The following is a 21,914-nucleotide window of genomic DNA, read 5'->3' on the forward strand; positions in this document are numbered from 1 at the left end:
TGCGGGGCCCGAAAAAGTTGCGTCCTTCTTCAAAAAAAGATCATCCTGACAGATCCCGGCGGCCCTCGGTAGACCCCCATCGATGGAAATCTGACCAACTGTCCACTGGGCCCATGATCGGCGGCCGTGGGCAGCGACAACCCCATCTCCTGCGCCGGATGGTGGCCGCGCCACGCGATCAGCGTGCCTCGTCACGGAGTGTTGCTGCCCGATGACGTTGTCGGCTGGGCTGAAGCTTGCGCGGGGTCGAGAGAAAACCCGACTCTTTGCGCGGTTGCCGGTACTTTCTCGAGCCTGCGCGTCTGCTCGAGAACATGCGGGCTGTTGGCAAAACAGCGGGCAGCGAGATGCTCGAAGCCATCAAGGAACGGCTGTCCACGACTGTTGCGCTCGACACCAATGTGAGCCTCCATGGCGCTCCACGCATGACGCACCCGGAAGTTGATGCCGCCGACAAACATGATCTCGTCCACCGTGCCCAGCGCGATCAGACCGCCGGTAGCGTTGTAATACCAGGCGACGCGGTACGCGGCGGTTCGCAACGGCTCGGGCAGCCCTTCAAAGCCCAGAGATGCATCGACGGTAGGCAGGGTTTCCGTCACCAAGCGGTGCTGGGCCTGGAATTCGTCATTGACGTATTCCTTGATCAGCAGCTCGATCATGACGGGAAGGTCGTTGGCCTTGCGCATCGACCGCACTTGAGCGCGAGTCAACGCCGAAGTGATCCCCAAGGCGAGAACCGACACGACCATCGCCATGGCAGACACCAGAACTTCGGGCTCCATGTTGGCAGAGTGTCACTCTTTCGCAACTGAAAGTTGCGAGCGGCCATCAGCGATTTTGTCGCCCAAACCAAGCCACGCCGCGAACTTCCAAACTCCGCCAGTCTGCGGTAGTCCCGGTCTTCCGCCCTTGTGATGTCGCGAGGAGCGGTTGGCGTGCCGCCACCCGCTTCCTTTCGTCCCGGCCGGCGCGCTGCTCGCGGCGCGGAGTAAAGGCGTGGCTTCGCGGAGGTGCAGTGAGGTCTGAGGATGCTGGTCTTGGCCGCGACCGCGCTGAGCTACCGCGATGCCATCGCCACTTGTTTGCGCCGCGCGGAACTTCATGATCTGTGACAACCATTTCCTGGGCCGGCGTTGTTGAGAGGTCAGGAGGTGACCGGTGGAGGATTTCGAGGCGTACGTCAGTGCGGCGTGGCCGCGCTTGCTGCGGTCCGCGTGGTTGCTCACGCATGACTGGCACCGCGCGGAGGACCTGGTTCAGGCGGTGCTGGCCCGCGGGTACAGCCGCTGGCCGCGGATCAGGGAGGGCACGCCCGACGCGTATTTTCGCGCGATGCTCGCCACCACGTACCTGAGCTGGTGGCGGAGGCGGTGGCGGGGGGAGCTGCCCACGGAGCACCTGCCGGAACAGGCGGCGGGTGGGGGTGAGCTCGACGGGGTCGAGCTGCGCCACCTGCTCGCCGGTGCCCTCTCGCGACTGCCGCGGCAGCAGCGGGCGGTGCTGATGCTGCGGTTCCACGGGGACTTCAGCGAGGCCGACACGGCCCAGGTCCTGGGTCTGCGGCCCGGCACCGTGAAGTCACACACATCGCGCGCCCTGACGGCGTTGCGCCGCGACCCGCAGTTGCGGGCACTGTTGAGCGAGGGAGTGGATCGATGAGTGACGAGGAGGTCGTGGACCTGTTCGACCGGGCGGTGGCCACGGTTCCGCCGGCCCTGCTGCCGGCACCGCATGCTGCGATCCGGCGCCGGGTGCGTCGCCGCCGGGCAGCCGGGTGGGGGGCCGTGACGGCCGCCGTACTGGTGATCGTCGGTGGATTTGCGGTCGCGCGACAGGATCCGGCGCCTGTGTCTCCCCAACCGGCCGCTTCCCAGGCGCCGGTGGTGGGTGTGCCATGGCTCGGCGCGCGGATCGACCGGACCGGCAAACGGATCACCGTGTACGCGGCACCGCTGCGCGGCAAGTGTGTCGAGCTCGAACCCGCCCCTGACGAGCTGGTGTCCGCCGAGGACAAGGTCACGATGTCCTTGGACGGCGCGTACACGGACTGTGCCGATGACACACAGGTGACGGCACGGACGTTCGAGCTGCCGCAGGCGGTCGGTACGCGGTTCTTGAAGGACGGGCGCAGTCCGTACGGGCAACCGTTCGTCTTCTCCGACACGGACCTGCCTGATCTTGCGGCCGGGGGGTGGAGCGAGCAGTCGCCGGTGTGGCTCGGCTCCGGCGACGCCACCATCGCGTTCCGGTTCACCCGGGCCGGCGGTCCGGACCTGCGGGTGCTGGCGTCCCGCTGGCAGCCGGAGCCCGACGGCACGGTCGAGAAGCCTGATCATTCCCTGGAGGTGAAAGGTGGCCGGATCGACGTGTACGACCATGCCGGCAGCATGACCGCCGGCTGGTGGTCCTCCAACACCGAGGCCGTGCGCTTCACGCTGGAGGTGCCCGGCACCACGATCGGGAAATCCGAGTTCGACGCGTTGCTGCGTGGTATGACCTGGGCGTGAGCGGCCGCGCCCGGGCGCACCGCAGTGGCGACGGCTCTAATCCTGGTCTCAGGTTGATCCGGGAGAGTGACCGGCAGAAGCATCAACGGGAAGGGGCAGGCCGGCGTGCGGATCATGATCGCGGATGACGAGGTGGCCATCCGTGAGTCGCTGGAGCGGGTGCTGCAGGTCGAGGGTTACGACACCAGCACCGTCGCCAACGGTCTCGCTGTGCTCGACGGGGTCGGTGGGGCCGGCGGTGACACGCTGGATCTGCTGATCCTCGACGTGATGATGCCGCGCCTCGGCGGGTTGGAGACCTGCCGGCGGTTGCGGGCTGCGGGCCAGGATCTGCCGGTGCTGATGCTGACCGCCCGTGACCAGGTCTCCGACCGGGTCGCGGGCCTGGACGCGGGCGCCGACGACTATCTGCCCAAGCCGTTCGCCACCGAGGAGTTGCTGGCCCGGGTGCGGGCCCTGCTGCGCCGCCGCGCGCCCGGTGATGGGGAGTCGCAAATTCTGTCGTTCGCCGACGTCCGGCTCGATCCCGACAGGTTCGAGGCTTGGCGTGGCGCACGGCCGTTGCGACTGACCCGTACCGAGTTCTCCCTGCTGCAGGTTCTCGTTCGCAACGCGACCCGGGTCTTGACCCGCGATGCGCTGTTCGAGGCGATCTGGGGCTTCGACATGAGCGCCACCGCCAACAACCTTCAGGTGTACGTGAGCTACCTGCGCCGCAAGATGGAGGCCGAGGGTGAGCCGCGATTGATCTACACGCTGCGCGGCCTGGGATACACGTTGCGGGAGACTCCTCCGTGAGCGGGGGCGCCGCCGGACGGGGCTTGCGCCGGCTGACCCGGTGGTGGCGCCGGCAATCCCTGCGGACCAGGCTGACGGTGATCGCGGCGACGGCCATCGGGGTCAGTGTGTTCGTGTCCTTCCAGGTGGCCAGCGAGCTGCTGGACCGAAAGCTGCGGGACACCGCCGCGGAGCAGCTACGCGCCGATTCCCGCGTGCTGGCGGCGAATGCCGAGCGCGCCGGTCTGGCGCAGGTCGAGCTACCGCCGTATCCCGGGTCCGGCCGGCTGGTGCGGGTCATCCTGCCCGACGGGTCGATCCGGACGCCGGCCGGGCAACCCGCACTGCCCCCGGTCAGCGGGGGCGCCGGGCGCGTGGCGCAGGGCGCATCGAGCGACCTGCTGGAGTCGACCGACTGGAACGACGGCTACCGCGTTTACACGCTGCGGGCGGGCGGCGGCGCGGTCCAGGTGGCCGACCTCGCCGACGACAGCCCGGTCAACGAGTTCGGGTTCGGGATGCTGCTGATCGGGCTGTTCTGCGTGGTCGGCGGCGGCCTTGTCGGGCGTACCGTGGCGCGGACCGGGCTGGCACCGATCGACCGGCTGACCGCCGCCGCGGTACGTGTTGCGCACACCCGGGATCTCGACGCCGACATCCCGGACGAGGGCGGCGGGGAGATCCGGCGGCTGATCCAGGCGATCAACGACATGCTCGCCGCGCTCCGGGACTCCCGCCGGTCCCAGCGGCTGCTCGCCGAGGACGCCGCCCACGAGCTGAAGACCCCGCTCACCAGCCTGCGCCTCAACGTCGAGCTGCTGATCCGGCTCGATCGGCGCGGCACCCTGGACAGCGCACTGCCGGCGGAGAGCCGGACCCGGCTGCTCCACGATCTCGGTGCCCAGTTGGCCGAGTTGAGCACCCTGGCCGCCGAGCTGACCGACCTGGCGCGCGGTGACGTCAGCGACGAGAGCACCGAGCTGATCGACCTCGCCGACGTGGTGGTGGCCGCCGCGACCCGGGCGCGTTCCCGCGTGCCCGACATCGAGGTCGCGCTCGACGTGACCTCCGTGTGGGTGAGCGGGCGTCCCGCGGCGCTCCAGCGGGCGGTGCTCAACCTCGTCGACAACGCCGGCAAGTGGTCCCCCGCGGACCAGCCGATCCAGGTCCGGCTCCGGGCCGAGGGCGCGTCGGCGGTGCTCGAGGTCGACGACGCCGGGCCGGGCATCGACGCCGCCGACGTACCGCGGGTGTTCGACCGGTTCTACCGGGCCGACAGCGCCCGGGCGTTGCCGGGATCCGGTCTGGGGCTGTCGATCGTGCAGCGGGTCGTCGACGCCCACGGCGGCCGGGCCGCTGTCGCCCGCTCCGCACGCGGCGGCGCGCTGCTTCGGGTCGACCTTCCGGCTGCGGCCCCGGCCGACCGCTGAACGCCGTCAGCTCAGCTTGAGCAGGAGCTCGGTGAGCTCGGCCGGGACGGTGACCATGCAGTCGTGACCGCTGGTCAGCTCCCACACCTCGGCACCGGGAACCGGCCGCCGTTCGAAGCCCTCGGGTTCGAAGCCGACGCAGTGGATGTGCGTACGCGGAATCGTGGCCGCAGCCGGGTCGGTCAGGCTGACCCGCTGTTGCAGGCAGCGCACCGGGTGGTCGGACAGCATCGTGCGCAGCCAGGCGACGTCGGCCGGATCGGTGACGCCGAAGAGGCCGGCGGGCGGCGGCAGCTCCGGCAGCGGCGGAATGCGCCAGGGGGTGCCGGACTGTGCGGCGAGGTCGATGAGGACCTGGGTCACCGGCATGACGTCGGCCGCGTTCTCGCCGTCGGCCGGGACCATCGCGTCGAGGTAGACCAGGTGGGCGACGCGGTCCGGGAGCCGGTCGGCCACCGCCGAGATGACCATCCCGGCGTAACTGTGGCCCACCAGCACGACGTCGGTGAGGTCTTCCGCGAGGATCAGTGCGACCACGTCGTCGGTGTGGGTGTCGAGCCCGACCTCGGGGCCGAGCAGGTGGGCCTTGTCGCCGTAGCCGGTCAGGGACGGTGCGAGCACGCGGTGGCCGGCCGCGGTCAGCAGCGGGACCACCCGGTCCCACGCCCGTCCGCTGTGCCAGGCACCGTGTACCAGCAGGTATGTGCTCATGGAACGCCTTGTCTTTCGAGGGGCGGTACCTTCTGGTGACCATCCTCTGGGCGTCCTCGTACGCTGACAATCAGGCACTTTTGCGTGCCCCGGTTCTCTGGAGGTAACCATGGCTGCACGCGGGGGCTGCAAAGCCGTCGTCGCGGACAAGTGGTCGATGCGGGTCGTCTCCGACCTCGGTGCCGGGCCTCGCCGCTTCACCGACCTCAAGCGCGGCCTGGAGGGCATCAGCCAGCGGATGCTCACGGTCACGCTGCGCAGCCTGGAACGCGACGGCATCGTGACCCGGACGGTGCTGCAGGTCATGCCGCCCAACGTCACCTACGAGCTGACCCCGATGGGCACCGCGATGCTGGAGGCCGCGACGCCGCTGCTGCGGTGGAGCACCGACTATCTGCCCCGGATCACCGAGGCCCGCGCCGATTACGACGCACGCCCCGGCGACTGACGATCAGCCGGCGAGCACCCGCGCCTCGGTCCAGCCGCTGACGGTGTCCGCCTTTTGCACGACCATCAGATCCGGGCGGCCGTCACGGTTCCAGTCGGTGACGAGGAGCTCGTGGCGGTCGTCCGCCGGGCCCTGCGCCGTGGTGGCCTTGACCAGGGTGCGGCGGAAGGTCGACGCGCCGTCCAGGACCCGCACCTCCGTCTTGCGGCTGGCCGTGCCGGACTTTTGCACCACCACCAGATCGAGGCGGCGGTCGGCGTTCCAGTCGGTCACGGACACCTCGTGGCGGTCGTCCGTGGGACCGAGCGCGGTGGGGGTGTCGACGAGGTAGCGCTGGAAATTCGAGGCGCCGTCGAGGACACGGATGTCGGTGCGGCCGTTGGTGTTGCCGGACTTCTGGATCATCACGAGGTCCTGCTTGCCGTCGGCGTTCCAGTCGGCCACGGAGAACGCGTGCCGGTCGTCGCCGGGGCCGAAACCGGTGCTGACCTCCAGCAGGTAACTGCGGAAGCTCGACGCGCCGTCGACGATCCGGAGCTCCGTGCGCCCGCTGGCGGTGCCGGACTTCTGCACGACGAAGAGATCCAGGCGACCATCGCCGTTCCAGTCGGCCAGGGAGAACGAGTGACGCTCGTCCGTCGGGCCGAGCACGGTGGCCGTGTGCAGCAGGAGCCGCTGGAAGTGCCGCTGGAAGGTCGGTGCGCCTTCGAAGATGAACAGCTCCGTCTGGCCGCTGCCGGTGCCGTTGCGCTGCACCACGGCCAGGTCGGTGGTGCCGTTGGCATTCCAGTCGGCCGTCACCATGTCGCTGCGGGCGTCCGTCGAGCCCATGCCGGTCACGGTCGTGACGAGGGGATTCTGGAAGGGCCCCTTGGGCTTCTTGGGCGTCTTCGGTTTGTCGACGACGGCCGGCGCGGCCGCAGTCCCGGTCGGGTCCGGGGCGGCAGCGCGCGTCCACAGCTCCGCGACGATGAGCTGCGCGTCGTGGACCTCGGGGGCATACGCCTCCGGGTAGGCCGACCCCTGCACGCGCTGGCAGATCTGTCCGATGTCACCGGTCGTCCAGCCGGCCGAGGGGTGCTTGCGGATCATCGCGTTGAGGAAAGCGCGGGTGGCATAACCCGGATCGACGAGCTGACCGGGACGCCCCCAGCCCGACGACGGGCGCTGCTGGAAGAGGCCGAGGCTGTCGTGGTCGACGGCGACGACGTAGTTGTGGAGTGTGCTCTCGGTGATCGCCGTGGTCACGGCGATCACCGCGGCCCGCCACCCGAGCCCGCTGGCCTGGACGTTGCGCACGATCGCCCGGGCGCACGAGATGCTCTGCGCGGACACCGATCGGCCGAGCCGCCGGCCGTTCAGGGACGACCGCACACGGTCGGCGGTCTTCTTGTCGGCCCGTGTCGGCCCGCCGGCCACACACGGGGCGTGCCGGATCGGGGCGTTCTGCAGCGCGGGCGCGGCCGGGACCAGCGGTCCCTCGGCGCGGGCCGGTGCAGCCAGGAAGCCCGATCCGGCAGCGAGTGTCACAGCGACCAGCACCCGGGGCAGAGCAGGACTTCTCACATCACTCCCTGGCGCCGGCGTCAGTGCTCGTCCGATTCTCCCCCGAGGACGGTGGTTGCCGCTGCCCCAGAAGGGCCACAATTTTCGATGGACGTCAGCCCGCCATCAACTCCAGGGTGTCGATGACGCGGTTGGCGAAGCCCCACTCGTTGTCGTACCAGGCCACGACCTTGATGTGCCGCCCGTCGACGCGGGTGAGGGCGGCGTCGAAAACCGCCGAAGCCGGATTTCCGGTGATGTCGCTGGAAACGAGCGGATCCTCCGTGTATTCGAGGATGCCGTGCAGCGCGCCGCCGGCCGCGGCCCGGTACGCCGCCAGCACCTCGTCGCGGCCCACCGGCCGTTCGACCGTGGTGTTGAGCTCCACCAGCGAGCCCACCGGAACCGGTACGCGGATCGAGTCGCCCGTCAGCTTGCCGTCGAGCCGCGGCAGGACCTTGCCGATCGCCTTCGCCGCACCGGTTGTCGTGGGTGCGATGTTCACCGCCGCGGCACGGGCCCGGCGCAGATCGCGGTGCGGTCCGTCCTGCAGGTTCTGCTCCTGCGTGTACGCGTGCACCGTCGTCATGAACCCGTGCTCGATGACGGCCAAATCGTCGAGGACCGAGGCCAGCGGCGCCAGCGCGTTGGTCGTACAGGAGGCGTTGGAGACGATGAGGTGCCGGTCGCGGTCGTAGGCGCCGGTGTTGACGCCGAAGGCGAGCGTGACGTCCGCGCCGTCGGAGGGTGCGCTCACCAGGACCCGGCGGGCACCGGCGTCCAGGTGGGCCCGGGCGGCCTTGGCGGCGGTGAAGCGGCCGGTGGCTTCGAGCACGATGTCGACGTCGAGGTCGGCCCAGGGCAGGGCAGCCGGGTCGCGCTCGGCGAACACCCGGATGTGGCGGCCGTCGACCGTGAGGCCGTCCGGTCCGACCTCGACCGGGCGGCCGAGCCGTCCCAGCGCGCTGTCGTATCTGAGCAGGTGGGCGGAGGTCTCCGGAGCGGTGAGGTCGTTGATCGCCACCACTTCGAGCTTGCTGTCGCGCTGCAGCAGGGCTCGCAGGGTGTTGCGTCCGATGCGTCCGAATCCGTTGACAGCGATGCGAGTCATGCGTTCATCGTCCGGGGCCGGGCGGACCGGCCGAAAGTGGCTTGAGAGCCACCATGCGCAAGGATCTCGCCATCAAGATCAAGAAGAGAACGTCGTCCTGTACTCCGTCGGTGACGTCCCGAGAATCCGGTGGAAGTGCAGGCGCAGGTTGGACGCCGTTCCCAGGCCGACCCGTGCGGCGACCTGCTCCACGCCGAGGTCCGTGCGTTCGAGCAACTCGCGCGCCAGGTCGACCCGGGCGCGCAGCACCCACTGCATCGGCGTGTAGCCGGTGTCCTCCACGAACCGCCGCGAGAAGGTACGCGCCGACACCTGGGCGTTGCGGGCCAGCGCCGCGAGCGTGAGGGGCTCGTCGAGCCGGGCCAGGGCCCACTCCCGTGTGCCGGCGAAGACGTCACCGAGCGGCTCGGGGACGCTGCGGGGCACGTACTGCGCCTGGCCGCCGCTGCGGTAGGGCGCTGCCACCAGCCGCCGCGCCACGATGTTGGAGAGTCCGACCCCGTGGTCCTGCCGCACGAGGTGCAGGCAGAGGTCGATGCCGGACGCCGCGCCGGCCGAGGTCAGGACACTCCCCTCGTCCACGAACAGGACGTTCTCGTCCACGCGTACCGAAGGATGTTTTTCGGCCAGGGCCCTGGTGTAGTGCCAGTGGGTGGTCGCTCGCCGGCCGTCCAGCAACCCGGTCGCCGCCAGCGCGAACGCGCCCGTCGAGATCGCGGCCAGCCTGATGCCCCGGGAGTGCGCGGCCCGCAGCGCCTCGACAACCGCGGCCGGCGGCTCGCTGGTGGCCGGGCGGCGGTAACCCGGGATGAAGATCGTGTCGGCGTGCTCGAACGCCTCGAGCCCCTCCGCCACGTGATAGGACAGCCCGTCACCGCCGGCCACCGGCCCGGACGCGGCCCCGCAGACGAAAACCTGGTAGGGCATGGTCGGGCGGTTGGCGAACACCTGCGCCGGAATGCCCACGTCGAGCGGCTTGGCCCCGTCCAGCACCAGCACGGCAACGCGATGATTCATAGGGCCACGATGACATGCCGGGGATTGCCGGCAGTGCCCATACTCGGCCCGTGAAGTTCTCGCTCCGGGGCCCGCGCACCGCGGCCGGCCAGGTCGTCGCGTTCCTGGGGTGTTATGTCGCGGCCGCCCTGATCGCGGCCCTGATGGTGTTCGTGCACCTGCCGGGTGACGGCGCGGTGATCGTCGTGTCCTTCGCCGTGGTGGGCGCGCTGGCACTCGGTCATCTCCTGACCCGCTACCGCCTGTGGCTGCAGGTGTGTGCGGCTTTCACCGGCGCCACCTTCGTGATCGTGACCGGCTATGCCGCCCACTCCACCGTCCTGGCCGTGCACGGCGACCGGATCAGCGCCGTCGTGGCCGGGGTCGCCGTCCAGGAACGGTCCGGCAATTCGACCACCTACCGGTACGCGCTGACGACCCTGCTCGGCGTACCCGTGCCCGGTCAGCTCGTGGAGGACAGCGACGAGTTGGCGATCGGTGAGCAGGTCGAGGTGGTCGTCGACCGCGGCGGCCGGGTCGATCCGAGGACCACCGGTGAGGTCGATGCCGTCGGGCCGTTGTGGGCGGCCGCGCTGATCGGGTTCGCCTTGACCGCCCTCGTCGCCGTTCTCGCGGGCCCGGTGACCCTCCGGCGGCAGCGCTCCCGGTAGCCCTGCCGCTCAGGCCCGCACGGTGCCGTGGTGATCCTCGGCGATCAGCGTGTCCGCGTCGGCCTCGGGCACCGGGCGCGAGAAGTAGAAACCCTGGGCCCGTTCGCATCCCAGCTCGCGGAGCAGCGTCACCTGCTCGGCGGTCTCGACACCCTCGGCGATGACGCTCAACTCGAGCCCGGCGGCCAGATCGATGATGGCCTTCACCAGGTTGCGGGAGGCCGGGTCGGTGACACCGGGCGCCGGCATGAACGACCGGTCGATCTTGATGTGGTCGATCGGGAGGTCCCGCAGATAGGCCAGGGACGAGTACCCCGTGCCGAAGTCGTCGATCGCCACCCGTACGCCGTGGGAGCGCACCATGCTCAGGTGGCTGATCGCCTGCTCGGTGGCAACACCCGAGTTGACCAGCACGCCCTCGGTGATCTCGAGGATCAGCGCCTCCGGGGGCAGCGCCGACGAGCGCAGCGCGTCCAGCACCATCGCGCCGAAGTCGGGCTCGCGCAGCTGCCGCGGTGACACGTTGACCGACACGACGGTCCCGTGGCGGCGATGCCAGCCGGCCGCCACCCGGCACGACTCCTGCAGCACCCAGGCCCCGATCGGCACGATCAGGCCGCTGTCCTCGGCGGCGCCGATGAACCGGTCGGGCGGGATCATCCGCTCACCCGCCGGCTGCCACCTGATCAGAGCCTCGACACCGGTGATGCGCTCGTCGGCGAGCCGGATCAGCGGCTGGTAGTACACCAGCAGCTCGTCGCGGTCGATCGCCCCGCGCAGCCGCTCCACCGTCCTCGCCGTCTCCAGCCGCTTCGCCCTGAGCTCCCGGTCGAAGAGCGCGAGCTGGTTGCGCCCGGCCTCCTTGGCCGCGTGCAGCGCCACGTAGGCGTCCCGCACGACGTCCGCCGACAGCAGGTCGTCCGCCAGGTCCCGCAGCCCGGCACTGGCCGTGGCGAACATCTCGTGGCCCTGGACGCGTACCGGCCGCCTCAGCGCCGCCAGCACCCGTTCGGCGGTCGCCCGGACCTCGTCCGGGCCGGCGTCGGTGAGCAGGACGGCGAACTCGTCGCTGTCCAGGCGCGCCACCAGGCTGCCGCCGGTCTCCTCCCGGAGCAGGGCGGACACCTCCACCAGCAGGTCGTCGCCGACGGTGTGCCCGAAGCGGTCGTTGACGTCCTTGAACTTGTCCAGATCGAGCAGCAGCAACGCGCCCCGGGGATCGGCGGCCAGGACCGCGGTGAGCCGCTGGTGCAGCACGGACCGGCTGGGCAGGCCCGTCAGCGCGTCGTGGGACGACCGGAACAGCAGCTCCTGCTGGAGCACCTCACCGGTGTTCAGGGCCTGCTCGAGCTCGGTGGCCCGCCGGGCGGCGACCCGGTGCAGCTGACGCATCCGCTGCACGACCAGCGCCGAGGTCACCGCGGTGGCCGTCACCGGTACGACGACGTCGAGGCTGCTCAGGGTGTCCTTGAGACCCTCGCGCACCAGGAAGATGCCGGTCAGCACGGGCGTGGCCACGACCGTACCGATGTAGATCCGGGTGGCGCTGTACCGGCCGGTGATCTCGTTCGCCGGCAGCGGGACGGTCCGCGCCATCGACGGGTGCAGGGCGGCGACCGCGAGCAGCCCGTTGCAGACCACCCAGCCGATCACGCTGGTCGCGGTCGGGAAACCGGCACTGCTGCCGTAGGTGAGATAGGCGGTGTCGGCCGCCAGACGGGCCGCGCAGGAGGCGGCGACCAGCCAGTAGCACACCGCGTGCGAGTCGCTGAACAACAGCAGGCGTACGCCCAGACCGAACAGGACAAGATCCAGGAACGGCTCGACCAGCAGGTAGGCCTGGGTCTCGATACCGCCGGTGTCGATCAGCCGCGGATCGACGAACAGCATCCACCAGACCACCGCGACGCCGCACGCGATGATCGCGCTCTCCGTCATGCCGATCATCGCCGCACCCGGCCGGCGGTGGTTCGGCAGCAGCGCTACACCCGCGCAGAGGATGGGATAGGTGATGCCGTAGATGACGTTGATCGCCGCCGCGTCGGACGTGATCGAGCTCGGCAGGACCGTCGACCAGATGACGTTGCCCACGAGGGCGAGCGCCACCGAGACGAGAATCAGCCACCAGGCCCGCGGATATCGGGGCCGGTGCAGGCGGACGCCGAGGCCGATCGAGGCCATGACCAGGATCGCGCTGCCCAGCATCAGCGTCGCCAGGCCCCCGAGCGTGGACACCAGGGGCGCGAGGACGACAAGAACCGAGGCGACGGCCACGGCCACCCACAGGGCGAGCGGCAACCTCGTCTCGGATCTCACGATCTTACGGTCCCACGACCGGCCTCCGCAGGTGACCTGAACAAGTCCTCTAGGTATGCGTAGTGGACCCGGTACCGCCCTGACCAGCAGATCTAGGTAAGCCCGTCCGATGTGGCAGACCCCCTTACCGGCCGAGGATTGACCCATCAGCCGAGAAGAACGAGGGAGAAAGCCATGTTCATGCATCCGGATCTGCTGCTCGTCCTGGCGAACGACCGCCGTCGTGAGCTCATCGCCGAGGCCGACCGGGGACGTCTGCTCACCATCGCCCGTGCGGCCCGCGCGGCCCGCAGGGCGCGCAAAGCCACAGCGGTGCGCGGACACCCCACCGGTACCCTGGCGTCGTGCGAACCCTCCGTGGCGGTGCCGGCCCGGTGATGATCGGGCGTGAGAGCGAGCTGCGCCGGCTGGCGCGGCTCGCTGCGGCACGCGAGCCCGCGGTCGCACTCATCGCGGGCGAACCGGGCATCGGCAAGACCCGCCTGGTGCACGAACTGATGGCGGTCCTGCCTCCTGAGACCGTGGTTCTGGTCGGCCAGGCGGAGCCCGGCTCGCTGTCCCGGCCGTACGAGGTGCTCCTGGACGCCATCGACGGCCGCCCGGAGGTCGACCAGGAACAACTGGCAGCCCTGGCGGACCCGCGGCGCAGCCCCGTCGAGCGCCTGCACACCGGTCTGGCCGTCCTGGCCGGTCTGATCGGCGACTCCCCCGCGGTTGTCGTCTTCGAGGACCTGCACTGGGCCGACTCCGAGAGTGCGGCGTTGTTCGAGCGCATCGCCGATCAGCGGGGGCCGCGGCTGCTCGTCGGCACGTACCGCCCCGACGAGGTGACCCGCCGGCAGCCGGTGGCCGGCCTGCTGGCGCGGATGGAGCGGCGGCACACGCTCACCCACGTACGCCTGGACCGGTTGTCCCCCACGCAGACCGCGGCATTCCTGGCCGCGGCGACCGGCGCGCCGGCGCCGCTGCGCGCCGCGACGGCGTTGCACCACCGCACCGGCGGAAATCCCTTCTTCCTCGAGGAATTGCTGCGCGCTCTGCCCGGGTACGACGTGGAGGCGCTGGTCGATCAGCCGTTGCCGTGGAGTCTCGCCGACGTGCTGCGCCGGCAGGTCGACGATCTCGAACCGCTCAGCCACCGCATCGTCGAGGCGGCCACCGTCCTCGGCCACCGCATCCCGTTCGACCTGCTCGCGGACGTGACGGGTACGGGTGAGGACGAGCTCATCGCCGTCCTGCGGGACCTGGTCACCCGGGGTGTCCTGGTCGAGTCGGGCGAGGACGAGTTCGCGTTCCGCCACGCACTGGTCCGCGAGGCGATCGGTGACCAGATGCTCGGCCGCCAGCGCCGCCGGCTGCACGAGACGGCACTCGACGTCCTGCTGCGCGGCGGCGCCTCCGACCCGGCAATGGTGGCGCACCACGCCCGCGGCGCCGGCCGGTACGACGACATGGTCACCGCCGCCCGCAGGGGCGCCGCGCTCTACCTGTCGATCGGCTCGGCCTACCAGGCGCTGCAGCTGGCGGAGATGGGCCTGGACGAGGCGTCCGACGACACCGAGCTGCTGGCCGCGGGGGCCCGGGCGGCCTGGCTGGCCGGTCTGCTCGACGACGCCCTGCGCTACGGCCGGCGCTGGCGGGACCTCGCCACCACCACGACCGACCGCGCCGAATCGCTGTACCTGCTGGTCCGCCTCGCCTGGGAGTCCCGCGAGACCGGGGCGATGCGCGCGCTGACGCATGACATCGAGACCCTGATCGCCCAGCTTCCGCCCGGTGCCGACCAGGCCCGGGCGATGACAGCGATCGCGCAGTCGGCGTACCTGCGGGACGACCTCGACGGCGCGTTGCTGTGGTCGGACCGGGCGCTGGCGCTGGCGGACGAGTTCGACCTGCCGGCCATCCGCCTGGCCGCCCTGCTGGAGAAAGGGTCGACGCTCACCGAACGCCCGCAGACCGCCACCGCGGGCCGGGAGATCCTGTCCGCCCTGGTCGACGAGGCCGAGAAGGCGGGCGAGTGGGTCCTCGCCGCCCGCGCGCTCGACATCCTCGTCCAGGCCGTGCCGCCCGCCTCGCCGGCCGACTACGCCGAGTCCCTGGAACGCATGCGGGTCGACGCCGAGCGTGCCGGTTTCGAGTCGCTCGCAGTCGCCACCTACTTCCAGGGCCGCGCCCGGCTGGCCATGCGGGCCGGCGACCTCCGCGCGGCGATCGCGGCGCTCGAGGAGGGACGCGAACAGGACCGCAGCTACCGGCGCCGGGGCCGGTGGGCCGACTACCACGGTGTCTTCCTCGCCGGGCTCTACCTGGAAGCCGGCGAGCTGGACCGGGTCACTCAGCTCATCGCCGACCTGGAGACCGTGCCCAACAACCCGCCGACCACGATCCCGGGCCTAGCGTTCCACCTGGCCTGCCGCCGCTCGGACCTCCCCCGTGCGGAGTCGACCCTGGACGACCTCCTCGAAGCCCTGACCGCGCAGAACTGGCGCAGCGGCGAACAGGCCCACAACCTGGTGGCGGCCGCCCTGGAGCTGGGCCTGCCGGCGGACCGGCTGGACCACATGGCCGCCGCCCTGCTCGACGCCGAGGTCTGGGACGCCTTCCGGACCCTCGTCGGCGCCCAGCTCGCCGAGGCACACGGCCGGCACGCCGAGGCGCTCACCGCTTACGAATCGGTGCTCGAGGCCCACATCCTCCACCCCGCCTATCGCGGCACCGTCCGCGTCGCCGCGGCCCGCTGCCTGCTCGCGGACGACCGGCGTGGAGAAGCCACCGCCTACGTCGAGGCGGCCGTGCCGCTGCTGGCCGGATGGCGTGGCTGGCGCGTGGCCCAGCTCGACCAGGTCCGGGCCCGTCTCGGCATGGCCCCGGCCGACGCACCCCCCGCGATCACCGGCCCGGCCGCCCTGACACCCCGCGAACGCGAGGTGGCGGTGCTGATCAGCGACGGGCTCACCAACACGGAACTCGCGCGCCGCCTCTACATCTCCCCGAAAACCGCCGCGGTCCACGTCTCGAACATCCTCCGCAAGCTGGGCGCCTCCTCGCGTACCGAGGTCAGCGACCTCATCGGACGACGATGAAGCTTTTTGTCAGTTACTGCCAGTACGAGGTGACCGCGGTCCCGGGCGCCCCGGGCCTGGAGATCTACACCCTCGGCGACGACCTGCTGCACCTCAACGGCCCGAGCCGGCTGACCGGCTTCTGCGGCACCCACACCGGCTGGATCGACGCTCGCGCCCGCGTCCACAGCGAACCACCGGCGCGGGCCGAGGTGGGCTGGGACGCGATCAGCGAGGCGACTCTGTGGTGTCCCAGCGGCCGATTGTCGGTCGTCGGCCTGATGGGCGGCCTCACCGAGACCCTCACCGACATCGCCGTCCCCCGCGGGCTGATCCGGGTACGCCTGCACGCGCGCAACCGTCTGCGTGAGGGTCTGCGCACCGACCACGACCCGCCCGAGCAGCACGAGATCCACGTCTGGGCGGTGGCCGACGAAACACCCTGGCGCACGCTGGTGGCCGACCCGCAGGCCCGCGAGTGGGAGCAGAAGCCGGCGAAGGCCGCCGAGTGGGCGATGCTGTCGCTGGTGCGGCGCCGGTCCGGCCGCCCGGCCCTGCTGGCGGCACTCCCGCCCGACCCGTACGAGGACAGCACCGGTCTGGCCCGGGTGGCCGTGGTGCGCCATCGGGCCGGTCCGGTCGAGCTGCCGGTCGGTGTGCTGCCGGTCGGCGACCTGGATATCCGGCTGGAACGGATCGACGACACGACCTTGACGTGGTCGTGGGCCACCGCCGCGGACCCGATCTTCCCGAAGCCGCTGACCACCCTGCCGGACGAGGAGCCGAGCACCGTACGCCTGACCTCGGGCCCCGACGGCTTCACGCTGCGGCACGAGGGTGTGCTCGGCCGGCACGCATCCGCCGTCGGACTGATCTGGGATCACCTGCTCGACGCTCCTGGGCCGCTGCCGTGGTCGGAACCCTTACGGGCGCAGGCGGCCAAGGCGGCAGCGCGGGCCGAGAGGTCGCGACGCCTCGCAGACGAGCGGGACGCCGCGCAGTGGGGAGGCCGCCCGCCGTCGGACCGCATGCGGAAGCTGCCCGGGAAGGCCCGATCGCTGGCACTGGTCGATCGCGCGGTACTGGACGCCCTCGAGACACTGCCCGGCGCCCGGTGCCGCGAGGTGGCCTGCTGGGCGGCCCGCCGCGCGATGCGGGTGGCCGGGCTGGAAGGCATCGGGTGGATCGCGGAGATCCTCACCGCCGCCGAGGCCGGACAGCCTTTACCTGAAAGCCTCGGCGTCGCCGGCTTCAACCGGCTGCTGTCCGATCCTGACGTGCCGCACACGACCGTCCCGATGCATCTCCCCGGGCACGGCGTGAGCGAGATCCTGCAGCAGGCCGCTGCCTTCCCGGCACTGACGGCTCTGGCGAACGACGATCCTCTGGGCGCCGCGATCGATGCCGCCTACAACGCCGCACTTGCTCACGGCGACGACCGTGACCGCTTCCTCGCGGATCTGTTCGGTCGTGTTGGTCTGCGTTGACACATGAATTGATGTGAGTCAATGTGATGGCATGCAGCCGTCACGCCGGAGTTTTCTCAAGGTGGCCGGACTGGCCGTGGGTGTGCCGGCGCTGCCCCTCGGCCGCGCTCTGGCCGACGAGACGTTGACGGACTACGGCAGCCACGTCGTCGACTCGCGCAGCCTGACGGTGACCAGTTCGACCGGGCAACAGCTCAGGATCACCGCGTACGGGGGGCATGTCGTCCGGGTCCGCGCTGTCCGCAACGGTGAGGTGTTTTTTGCCGACAACCGTTACGAGATGGTCGATCCGGCGAGTCACTCCGGAATGGGCGGCACGCTGCAGGTGACCGAGAGCGGTGACGCGTTCACCATCACGACCGCGCCGGCCGACGGTGTCCGGGTGGTGCTGCGGAAGAGCCCGCTCCGCGTGGAGTTCTCCAGCAGGAACGACAACGCCGCGCTGGTCAGGGAGGACACCACCCACAGTGTGAGCTGGGGTGGCACCGTGGTCCGGCAGACGTTCACTCCCCCCGCTGCCGGCGAGCGCTTCGTCAAGGCCGGGCACGGTCTGTACGGACGCGCCCCGAAGGTGGACCGCACCGGCGACATCGTCTCGCACAACTACGGCCTGCAGTCCAGCCACGTCGACCAAGCGCCCGCGATCGTCCCGATGTACCTGTCCTCACGGGGTTATGCGGTCTTCTTCAACACCACGTTCGACACCACCTTCAACTTCGGGAACGGCGGCACGTACGAGTTCTCCGCCGACGGGCACGGCGCGTCCGGCGCCCGGCCGCAACTCGACTACTTCCTCATCAAGGGGCCTGAGTTCCCGAAACTGCTCGACCGGTACACGCAGCTGACCGGGCGGCCACGCTTCCCACGGCTGGGTATGTTCGGCCTTCAGCTGTCGGACAAGAACTTCCCGGCCGTCAGCGATCAGAGCTGGTGGACGTCACGGATCACCGCACTGCGCGATGCGGGGTTCCCCCTCGACGTCCAGGTGCACGACAACCGCTGGCGGGCCGGCACCGGCGCGTGGGGCGGGTCGTGGTTCGAGTTCAGCCCCGAGCGCTGGCCCGATCCGGCCGCCTTCAAACGCTGGGCCGACGAGCACGGGATCCTCACCACGCTGGACTACAACCGCAACAACTCCAACGAGATGGCCGGCTGGGTCGGTGGTCCGCCTCCGGGTTACAGCTTCCGCCCGGCGGACCTGGCCGGGGTCGCCGACAACGACGCCGTACCGGACTGGAGCAACCCGGCCACGCGCGCCTGGGCCTGGAACGTGTTCTGGACCAAGGCTTTCAATCCCGCCCTCGGTTTTCCGGGTGACGCGTTGTGGATCGACGAGCCGGACGAGATGGGCCCGATCCCCTACGACGCGCTCGCCGCGAACGGCCAGCGATGGTCGGAGCTGCGCAACGCGTTTTTCCTCTACTGCCAGAAGGCCGCCGGCCAGGAGGGCTGGGATCCGGCCACCGCGGGCCACATCGGGCACACTCGCCGGCCGTGGATCTTCACCCGTGGGGCGACGGCCGGTCAGCAACGCTACGGCCACCTGTGGACGGGTGACATCAACTCCGACTACACGGAGATGCAGGAACAGATCCGCGGCATGCAGAACGCCGGACTGGGCGGTTTCCCCTTCGCCAACATCGACGCCGGCGGCTTTTTCGGCGCGGTCATCTCCGACGGCCTCTACCGCAACTGGGTGGCCGCGTGGGCGAGCACGTCACCGATCTGGCGGCCGCACTCCAACGGCGACACCGGTGCGCAGGGCCTCGCCGCGTCCCGCTGGCCCATCGACCAGGGCACAGCCAGCAGGACCGAGTTCCTCCGGTACGCCAGAGTGCGCTACACCCTGCTCCCGTACCTCTACACGATCGCCCACACAGCCCACGCGACCGGCGTGCCGATGGCCCGGGCCATGGTGATCGACCACCAGCACAACCCGATGGCGTACACCCACGACCTGCAGTACCTGTGGGGTCCGTCGATCATCGTGATGCCGGTGACCACGGACACCGACGGTGCTGTTCAGCGTGTCTGGCTGCCCGCCGGCGACACCTGGTACGACTTCTGGTCCGACGCGCAGAACGTGGGCTCGGACAGCACCGAGAAGAGATACGTCACCAGCACGGGCGAGATCATCATGTACGTCCGCGCGGGCAGCATCCTGCCGAAGTACCGGTACGCCCAGAGCACGGCGTTCCTCGACAAGTCCCAGCTGGAACTCGAGGTCTACACCGGCCAGGACGGCTCCTTCACCCTGTACGAGGACGACGGCGTGACCGAGGAGTTCCGCATCAGCAACGCCGCCGCCACAACTGGGCTCACCTACACCCACGCCGCGCTTCGCGTGGTGGTCGCCCACCCGGCCGGCACCTATCGCGGCGCCCCGGCCGCACGCCGCTACGTCGTTCGCCTGCACGGCCTGACGGCACCGATCGGTATGCGGGTCGGCGCCGGCGCGAACCTGCCCGCCTTCACCGGCGAGTCCGCAGCCATCCTCAACGGCAGCGGCCAGGTCTGGAACGCGGCCCGCAGGATCCTCACGGTTGTCACCCCCATGATCAACGTCAGTGCGGGCGGTGGTGTCGCGGCGACCGTCGAGCCCAGCGGCGCGGCCTTCCCGGCCCCGTCGCGGCAGGTCGTGTACGAGGCCGAGGACGCCACCCGGAGCGGGGCCACACTCGCCTCGCAGCACAACGGGTACACCGGCAACGGCTACGCCGACTTCACCAACGCCACCGGCGACCACGTCGAGTGGACCGTCCCCGTGGCGGCGGGCGGTGTGCAACCGCTCGGCTTCCGTTACGCCAACGGCGGGACCACCGACCGCCCGCTGCGCATCTCGGTGAACGACACCATCGTCGCCGCCCACCTGTCCTGCCCGCCCACGGGCTCCTGGAAGACGTGGCGAACAGCCACCGTCACCGTCTCCCTGCCCGCGGGCACCGCAGTCCGGATCCGCGCCACCACCACGGGAGCGAGTGGCGCCAACCTCGACAGCCTCAGCGTCGGCTGACCGGCAGTTCCACCGGTCGGTGGGTGACGGTCCGCCATCCGGTTGGTCCGGCTGGATCGACCGGCGGGAAGCAGGTCCCGTCCACTGACGAATACCGGGAAAGGTGCAGGTCGTCGAGGGTTGAGGGTGTCGGACGGACACCCGGAAGGACACCCAGATGGCTTCGGTGATCGAGGTTCAGCACCTGCACAAACGTTACGGCGACACCGTCGCCGTCGACGACCTTTCTCTCACCGTCGAGGAGGGTGAGATCCTCGGGATTCTCGGCCGCAACGGCGCCGGGAAGACCACCACTGTCGAGTGTGTCGAGGGCCTCCGCGCCCCCGACCGCGGCCAGATCACGGTGTGCGGGTTCGATCCGCGTCGTGACCGCGCCGAGGTGACCCGGCTGCTCGGGGTTCAGCTTCAGGACGGCCGGCTTCCGGATCGGCTCCGGGTCGCCGAGGCCCTCGAGCTCTACAGCTCGTTCTATCCCCGGCCGGCCGACTGGCGCGGCCTGATGGATTCGCTCGGTCTCACCGCCAAAGCACAGACCCGGTACGCCAAACTGTCCGGCGGTCAGAAGCAGCGCCTGTCGATCGCGCTGGCTCTTGTCGGCAATCCGCGGGTGGCGATTCTCGACGAGCTCACCACCGGGCTCGATCCGCAGGCGCGCCGTGAAACCTGGGATCTGATCGAGGATGTTCGTGCCCGCGGGGTGACGATCGTGCTGGTCACGCATTTCATGGCGGAGGCCGAGCGGTTGTGCGACCGGGTGGCGTTGATCGATGCCGGCCGGGTGGTCACCGTGGACACGCCGGCCGGCCTGGCCGCGCAGGCGCACCTCGGGCAGCGCATCCAGTTCCGCCCGTCGCGGCCGTTCGACGACAGTCTGCTGCTGGGCCTGCCGGACGTCACCGGTGTCACCCGGCGCGGCGATCTTGTCATCGTCGACGGCACCGACAACGCGCTCACCGCCGTCACGGCTGTTCTCGGCCGTAACCAGATCACGGCCGAACGGCTGCGGGTCGAGCAGGCCAGCCTCGAGGACGCGTTCGTCCACCTGACCACGAAGCGTCCGGCGTGATCCCGCAGCGGGAGAGAGAAGGCACGATCATGTCTGTTGCCCTGGTCAAGGTCGAGATGAAGCTCAGCGTCCGCGACAAGGTCGGGCCCCTGTGGGGTGTCGGCTTCCCGCTGATCCTGCTGATCATCCTGGGCAGCATCCCGGCGATGCGAAAACCCGAGGAGGCCAACGGCGGGCTCACCACGTTCGAGCTCTACGTCCCTGTCCTGATCCTGTTCAACATCGCGATGCTGGCCCTGATCTCGTTGCCGAACACCCTCGCCGGCTACCGCGAGTACGGCGTTCTGAGGCGGATGCGGACCACACCGGTCGGTCCGGCGCGGGTGCTCGCGGCCCAGTTGCTGTCCAACCTGGCGATCGCTGTCGTGGCCGCGTTCCTGTTCCTGGCGGTGGCCGGTGTGGCCTTCGGTGTCGACCTGCCGGACAACCTTGCCGGCTTTGTCGCGGCCTGGCTGGTCGTGGCGGCCGCGCTGCTGTCGATCGGCATGCTGATCACCGCCGTGGCCCCCGGACGCGGGGCTGCGACGGCGATCGGAACCGTGCTGTACTTCCCGATGATGTTCTTCGCCGGGCTGTGGGTGCCGATCACGCAGATGCCGCCGCTGCTCCGCGACATCGCCCATCTCACCCCGCTCGGCGCGGGCATGCAGGCCTTCCAGGACGCGTACGCGGGGAGTTTCCCGTCCGCCCAGCCGTTGCTGGTCCTGCTCGGCTATGCGCTGGTGTGCTCGACGATCGCCGTCCGCACGTTCCGCTGGGAATAGGGGTGCC

General features: G+C 70.3%; 18 protein-coding genes. 12 read left to right on the forward strand and 6 right to left on the reverse strand.

All coding sequences use genetic code 11. The features are described from left to right. Positions 1 to 191 precede the first annotated feature (191 nt). Complete coding sequence (locus AFR_RS34270) at positions 192 to 785, reverse strand: hypothetical protein (protein WP_023561415.1); 594 nt, start codon at positions 783 to 785, stop codon at positions 192 to 194. A gap of 376 nt (positions 786 to 1,161) precedes the next feature. Between AFR_RS34270 and AFR_RS34275 the strand changes: the two genes are divergently transcribed. From AFR_RS34275 to AFR_RS34290, 4 genes are all read left to right on the forward strand, one after another. Further along, positions 1,162 to 1,662, forward strand: a complete 501-nt coding sequence (locus AFR_RS34275) for a SigE family RNA polymerase sigma factor (RefSeq protein WP_023561416.1) — start codon at positions 1,162 to 1,164, stop codon at positions 1,660 to 1,662. Beyond that, positions 1,659 to 2,510, forward strand: a complete 852-nt coding sequence (locus AFR_RS34280) for an anti-sigma factor (RefSeq protein WP_023561417.1) — start codon at positions 1,659 to 1,661, stop codon at positions 2,508 to 2,510. The genes AFR_RS34275 and AFR_RS34280 overlap by 4 nt, the downstream gene beginning before the upstream one ends. 114 nt (positions 2,511 to 2,624) lie before the next feature. Beyond that, a complete protein-coding gene (locus AFR_RS34285; protein ID WP_193786331.1) occupies positions 2,625 to 3,308 on the forward strand; it encodes a response regulator transcription factor in 684 nt (227 codons plus the stop codon). Then, positions 3,305 to 4,717, forward strand: a complete 1,413-nt coding sequence (locus AFR_RS34290) for a HAMP domain-containing sensor histidine kinase (RefSeq protein ID WP_023561419.1) — start codon at positions 3,305 to 3,307, stop codon at positions 4,715 to 4,717. The genes AFR_RS34285 and AFR_RS34290 overlap by 4 nt, the downstream gene beginning before the upstream one ends. Before the next feature lie 6 nt (positions 4,718 to 4,723). Here AFR_RS34290 and AFR_RS34295 read toward each other — a convergent pair whose 3' ends face one another. Next, positions 4,724 to 5,428, reverse strand: a complete 705-nt coding sequence (locus AFR_RS34295) for an alpha/beta fold hydrolase (RefSeq protein ID WP_023561420.1) — start codon at positions 5,426 to 5,428, stop codon at positions 4,724 to 4,726. 109 nt (positions 5,429 to 5,537) lie between these two features. Between AFR_RS34295 and AFR_RS34300 the strand changes: the two genes are divergently transcribed. Continuing rightward, positions 5,538 to 5,876: a winged helix-turn-helix transcriptional regulator gene (locus tag AFR_RS34300; protein WP_023561421.1), complete on the forward strand. Its 339-nt coding sequence runs from the start codon at positions 5,538 to 5,540 to the stop codon at positions 5,874 to 5,876. Positions 5,877 to 5,879: 3 nt separating this feature from the next. Here AFR_RS34300 and AFR_RS34305 read toward each other — a convergent pair whose 3' ends face one another. The 3 genes from AFR_RS34305 to AFR_RS34315 form a co-directional block, all read right to left on the reverse strand. Further along, positions 5,880 to 7,442, reverse strand: a complete 1,563-nt coding sequence (locus AFR_RS34305; RefSeq protein ID WP_041841361.1) for an FG-GAP repeat domain-containing protein — start codon at positions 7,440 to 7,442, stop codon at positions 5,880 to 5,882. A gap of 94 nt (positions 7,443 to 7,536) precedes the next feature. Next, positions 7,537 to 8,532, reverse strand: coding sequence for a type I glyceraldehyde-3-phosphate dehydrogenase (gene gap / locus AFR_RS34310; RefSeq protein WP_023561423.1), 996 nt, complete (start codon positions 8,530 to 8,532; stop codon positions 7,537 to 7,539). 78 nt (positions 8,533 to 8,610) lie between these two features. Then, entirely contained in the window at positions 8,611 to 9,549 is a 939-nt protein-coding gene (locus AFR_RS34315) for a GlxA family transcriptional regulator (protein ID WP_041841362.1), read from the reverse strand. 50 nt (positions 9,550 to 9,599) lie between these two features. Between AFR_RS34315 and AFR_RS34320 the strand changes: the two genes are divergently transcribed. After that, entirely contained in the window at positions 9,600 to 10,199 is a 600-nt protein-coding gene (locus tag AFR_RS34320) for a hypothetical protein (protein ID WP_023561425.1), read from the forward strand. Positions 10,200 to 10,208: 9 nt separating this feature from the next. Here AFR_RS34320 and AFR_RS44235 read toward each other — a convergent pair whose 3' ends face one another. After that, entirely contained in the window at positions 10,209 to 12,515 is a 2,307-nt protein-coding gene (locus tag AFR_RS44235) for a putative bifunctional diguanylate cyclase/phosphodiesterase (RefSeq protein ID WP_158510589.1), read from the reverse strand. A 174-nt stretch (positions 12,516 to 12,689) separates the two neighbouring features. On the opposite strand from AFR_RS44235, the gene AFR_RS34330 reads away from it, so the two are divergent. The 6 genes from AFR_RS34330 (at position 12,690) to AFR_RS34355 (ending at position 21,907) form a co-directional block, all read left to right on the forward strand. After that, positions 12,690 to 12,893 (forward strand): hypothetical protein, encoded by a 204-nt coding sequence (locus tag AFR_RS34330; protein WP_023561427.1) that lies wholly within the window; start codon positions 12,690 to 12,692, stop codon positions 12,891 to 12,893. Further along, positions 12,860 to 15,598: an ATP-binding protein gene (locus tag AFR_RS34335; RefSeq protein WP_238547174.1), complete on the forward strand. Its 2,739-nt coding sequence runs from the start codon at positions 12,860 to 12,862 to the stop codon at positions 15,596 to 15,598. Before AFR_RS34330 ends, AFR_RS34335 begins: the two co-directional genes overlap by 34 nt. Further along, a complete protein-coding gene (locus AFR_RS44240; RefSeq protein ID WP_023561429.1) occupies positions 15,595 to 17,064 on the forward strand; it encodes a hypothetical protein in 1,470 nt (489 codons plus the stop codon). Before AFR_RS34335 ends, AFR_RS44240 begins: the two co-directional genes overlap by 4 nt. A gap of 31 nt (positions 17,065 to 17,095) precedes the next feature. After that, on the forward strand, positions 17,096 to 20,077 hold the full coding sequence (locus tag AFR_RS34345) for a TIM-barrel domain-containing protein (RefSeq protein ID WP_023561430.1): 2,982 nt from the start codon (positions 17,096 to 17,098) through the stop codon (positions 20,075 to 20,077). A gap of 157 nt (positions 20,078 to 20,234) precedes the next feature. After that, positions 20,235 to 21,143, forward strand: a complete 909-nt coding sequence (locus AFR_RS34350) for an ABC transporter ATP-binding protein (protein WP_023561431.1) — start codon at positions 20,235 to 20,237, stop codon at positions 21,141 to 21,143. A gap of 29 nt (positions 21,144 to 21,172) precedes the next feature. Beyond that, positions 21,173 to 21,907, forward strand: coding sequence for an ABC transporter permease (locus AFR_RS34355; protein WP_023561432.1), 735 nt, complete (start codon positions 21,173 to 21,175; stop codon positions 21,905 to 21,907). The last annotated feature ends 7 nt before the right edge of the window (positions 21,908 to 21,914 follow it).

This window comes from Amorphoplanes friuliensis DSM 7358 (assembly GCF_000494755.1).
Classification (GTDB): domain Bacteria; phylum Actinomycetota; class Actinomycetes; order Mycobacteriales; family Micromonosporaceae; genus Actinoplanes; species Actinoplanes friuliensis.

Coding starts and splice junctions, on each gene's coding strand:
- AFR_RS34270 (WP_023561415.1), bottom strand. CDS start 785: ATGGAGCCCGAAGTTCTGGTGTCTGCCATGGCGATGGTCGTGTCGGTT.
- AFR_RS34280 (WP_023561417.1), top strand. CDS start 1,659: ATGAGTGACGAGGAGGTCGTGGACCTGTTCGACCGGGCGGTGGCCACG.
- AFR_RS34285 (WP_193786331.1), top strand. CDS start 2,625: ATGATCGCGGATGACGAGGTGGCCATCCGTGAGTCGCTGGAGCGGGTG.
- AFR_RS34295 (WP_023561420.1), bottom strand. CDS start 5,428: ATGAGCACATACCTGCTGGTACACGGTGCCTGGCACAGCGGACGGGCG.
- AFR_RS34300 (WP_023561421.1), top strand. CDS start 5,538: ATGGCTGCACGCGGGGGCTGCAAAGCCGTCGTCGCGGACAAGTGGTCG.
- gap (WP_023561423.1), bottom strand. CDS start 8,532: ATGACTCGCATCGCTGTCAACGGATTCGGACGCATCGGACGCAACACC.
- AFR_RS34315 (WP_041841362.1), bottom strand. CDS start 9,549: ATGAATCATCGCGTTGCCGTGCTGGTGCTGGACGGGGCCAAGCCGCTC.
- AFR_RS34330 (WP_023561427.1), top strand. CDS start 12,690: ATGTTCATGCATCCGGATCTGCTGCTCGTCCTGGCGAACGACCGCCGT.
- AFR_RS44240 (WP_023561429.1), top strand. CDS start 15,595: ATGAAGCTTTTTGTCAGTTACTGCCAGTACGAGGTGACCGCGGTCCCG.
- AFR_RS34345 (WP_023561430.1), top strand. CDS start 17,096: ATGCAGCCGTCACGCCGGAGTTTTCTCAAGGTGGCCGGACTGGCCGTG.
- AFR_RS34350 (WP_023561431.1), top strand. CDS start 20,235: ATGGCTTCGGTGATCGAGGTTCAGCACCTGCACAAACGTTACGGCGAC.
- AFR_RS34355 (WP_023561432.1), top strand. CDS start 21,173: ATGTCTGTTGCCCTGGTCAAGGTCGAGATGAAGCTCAGCGTCCGCGAC.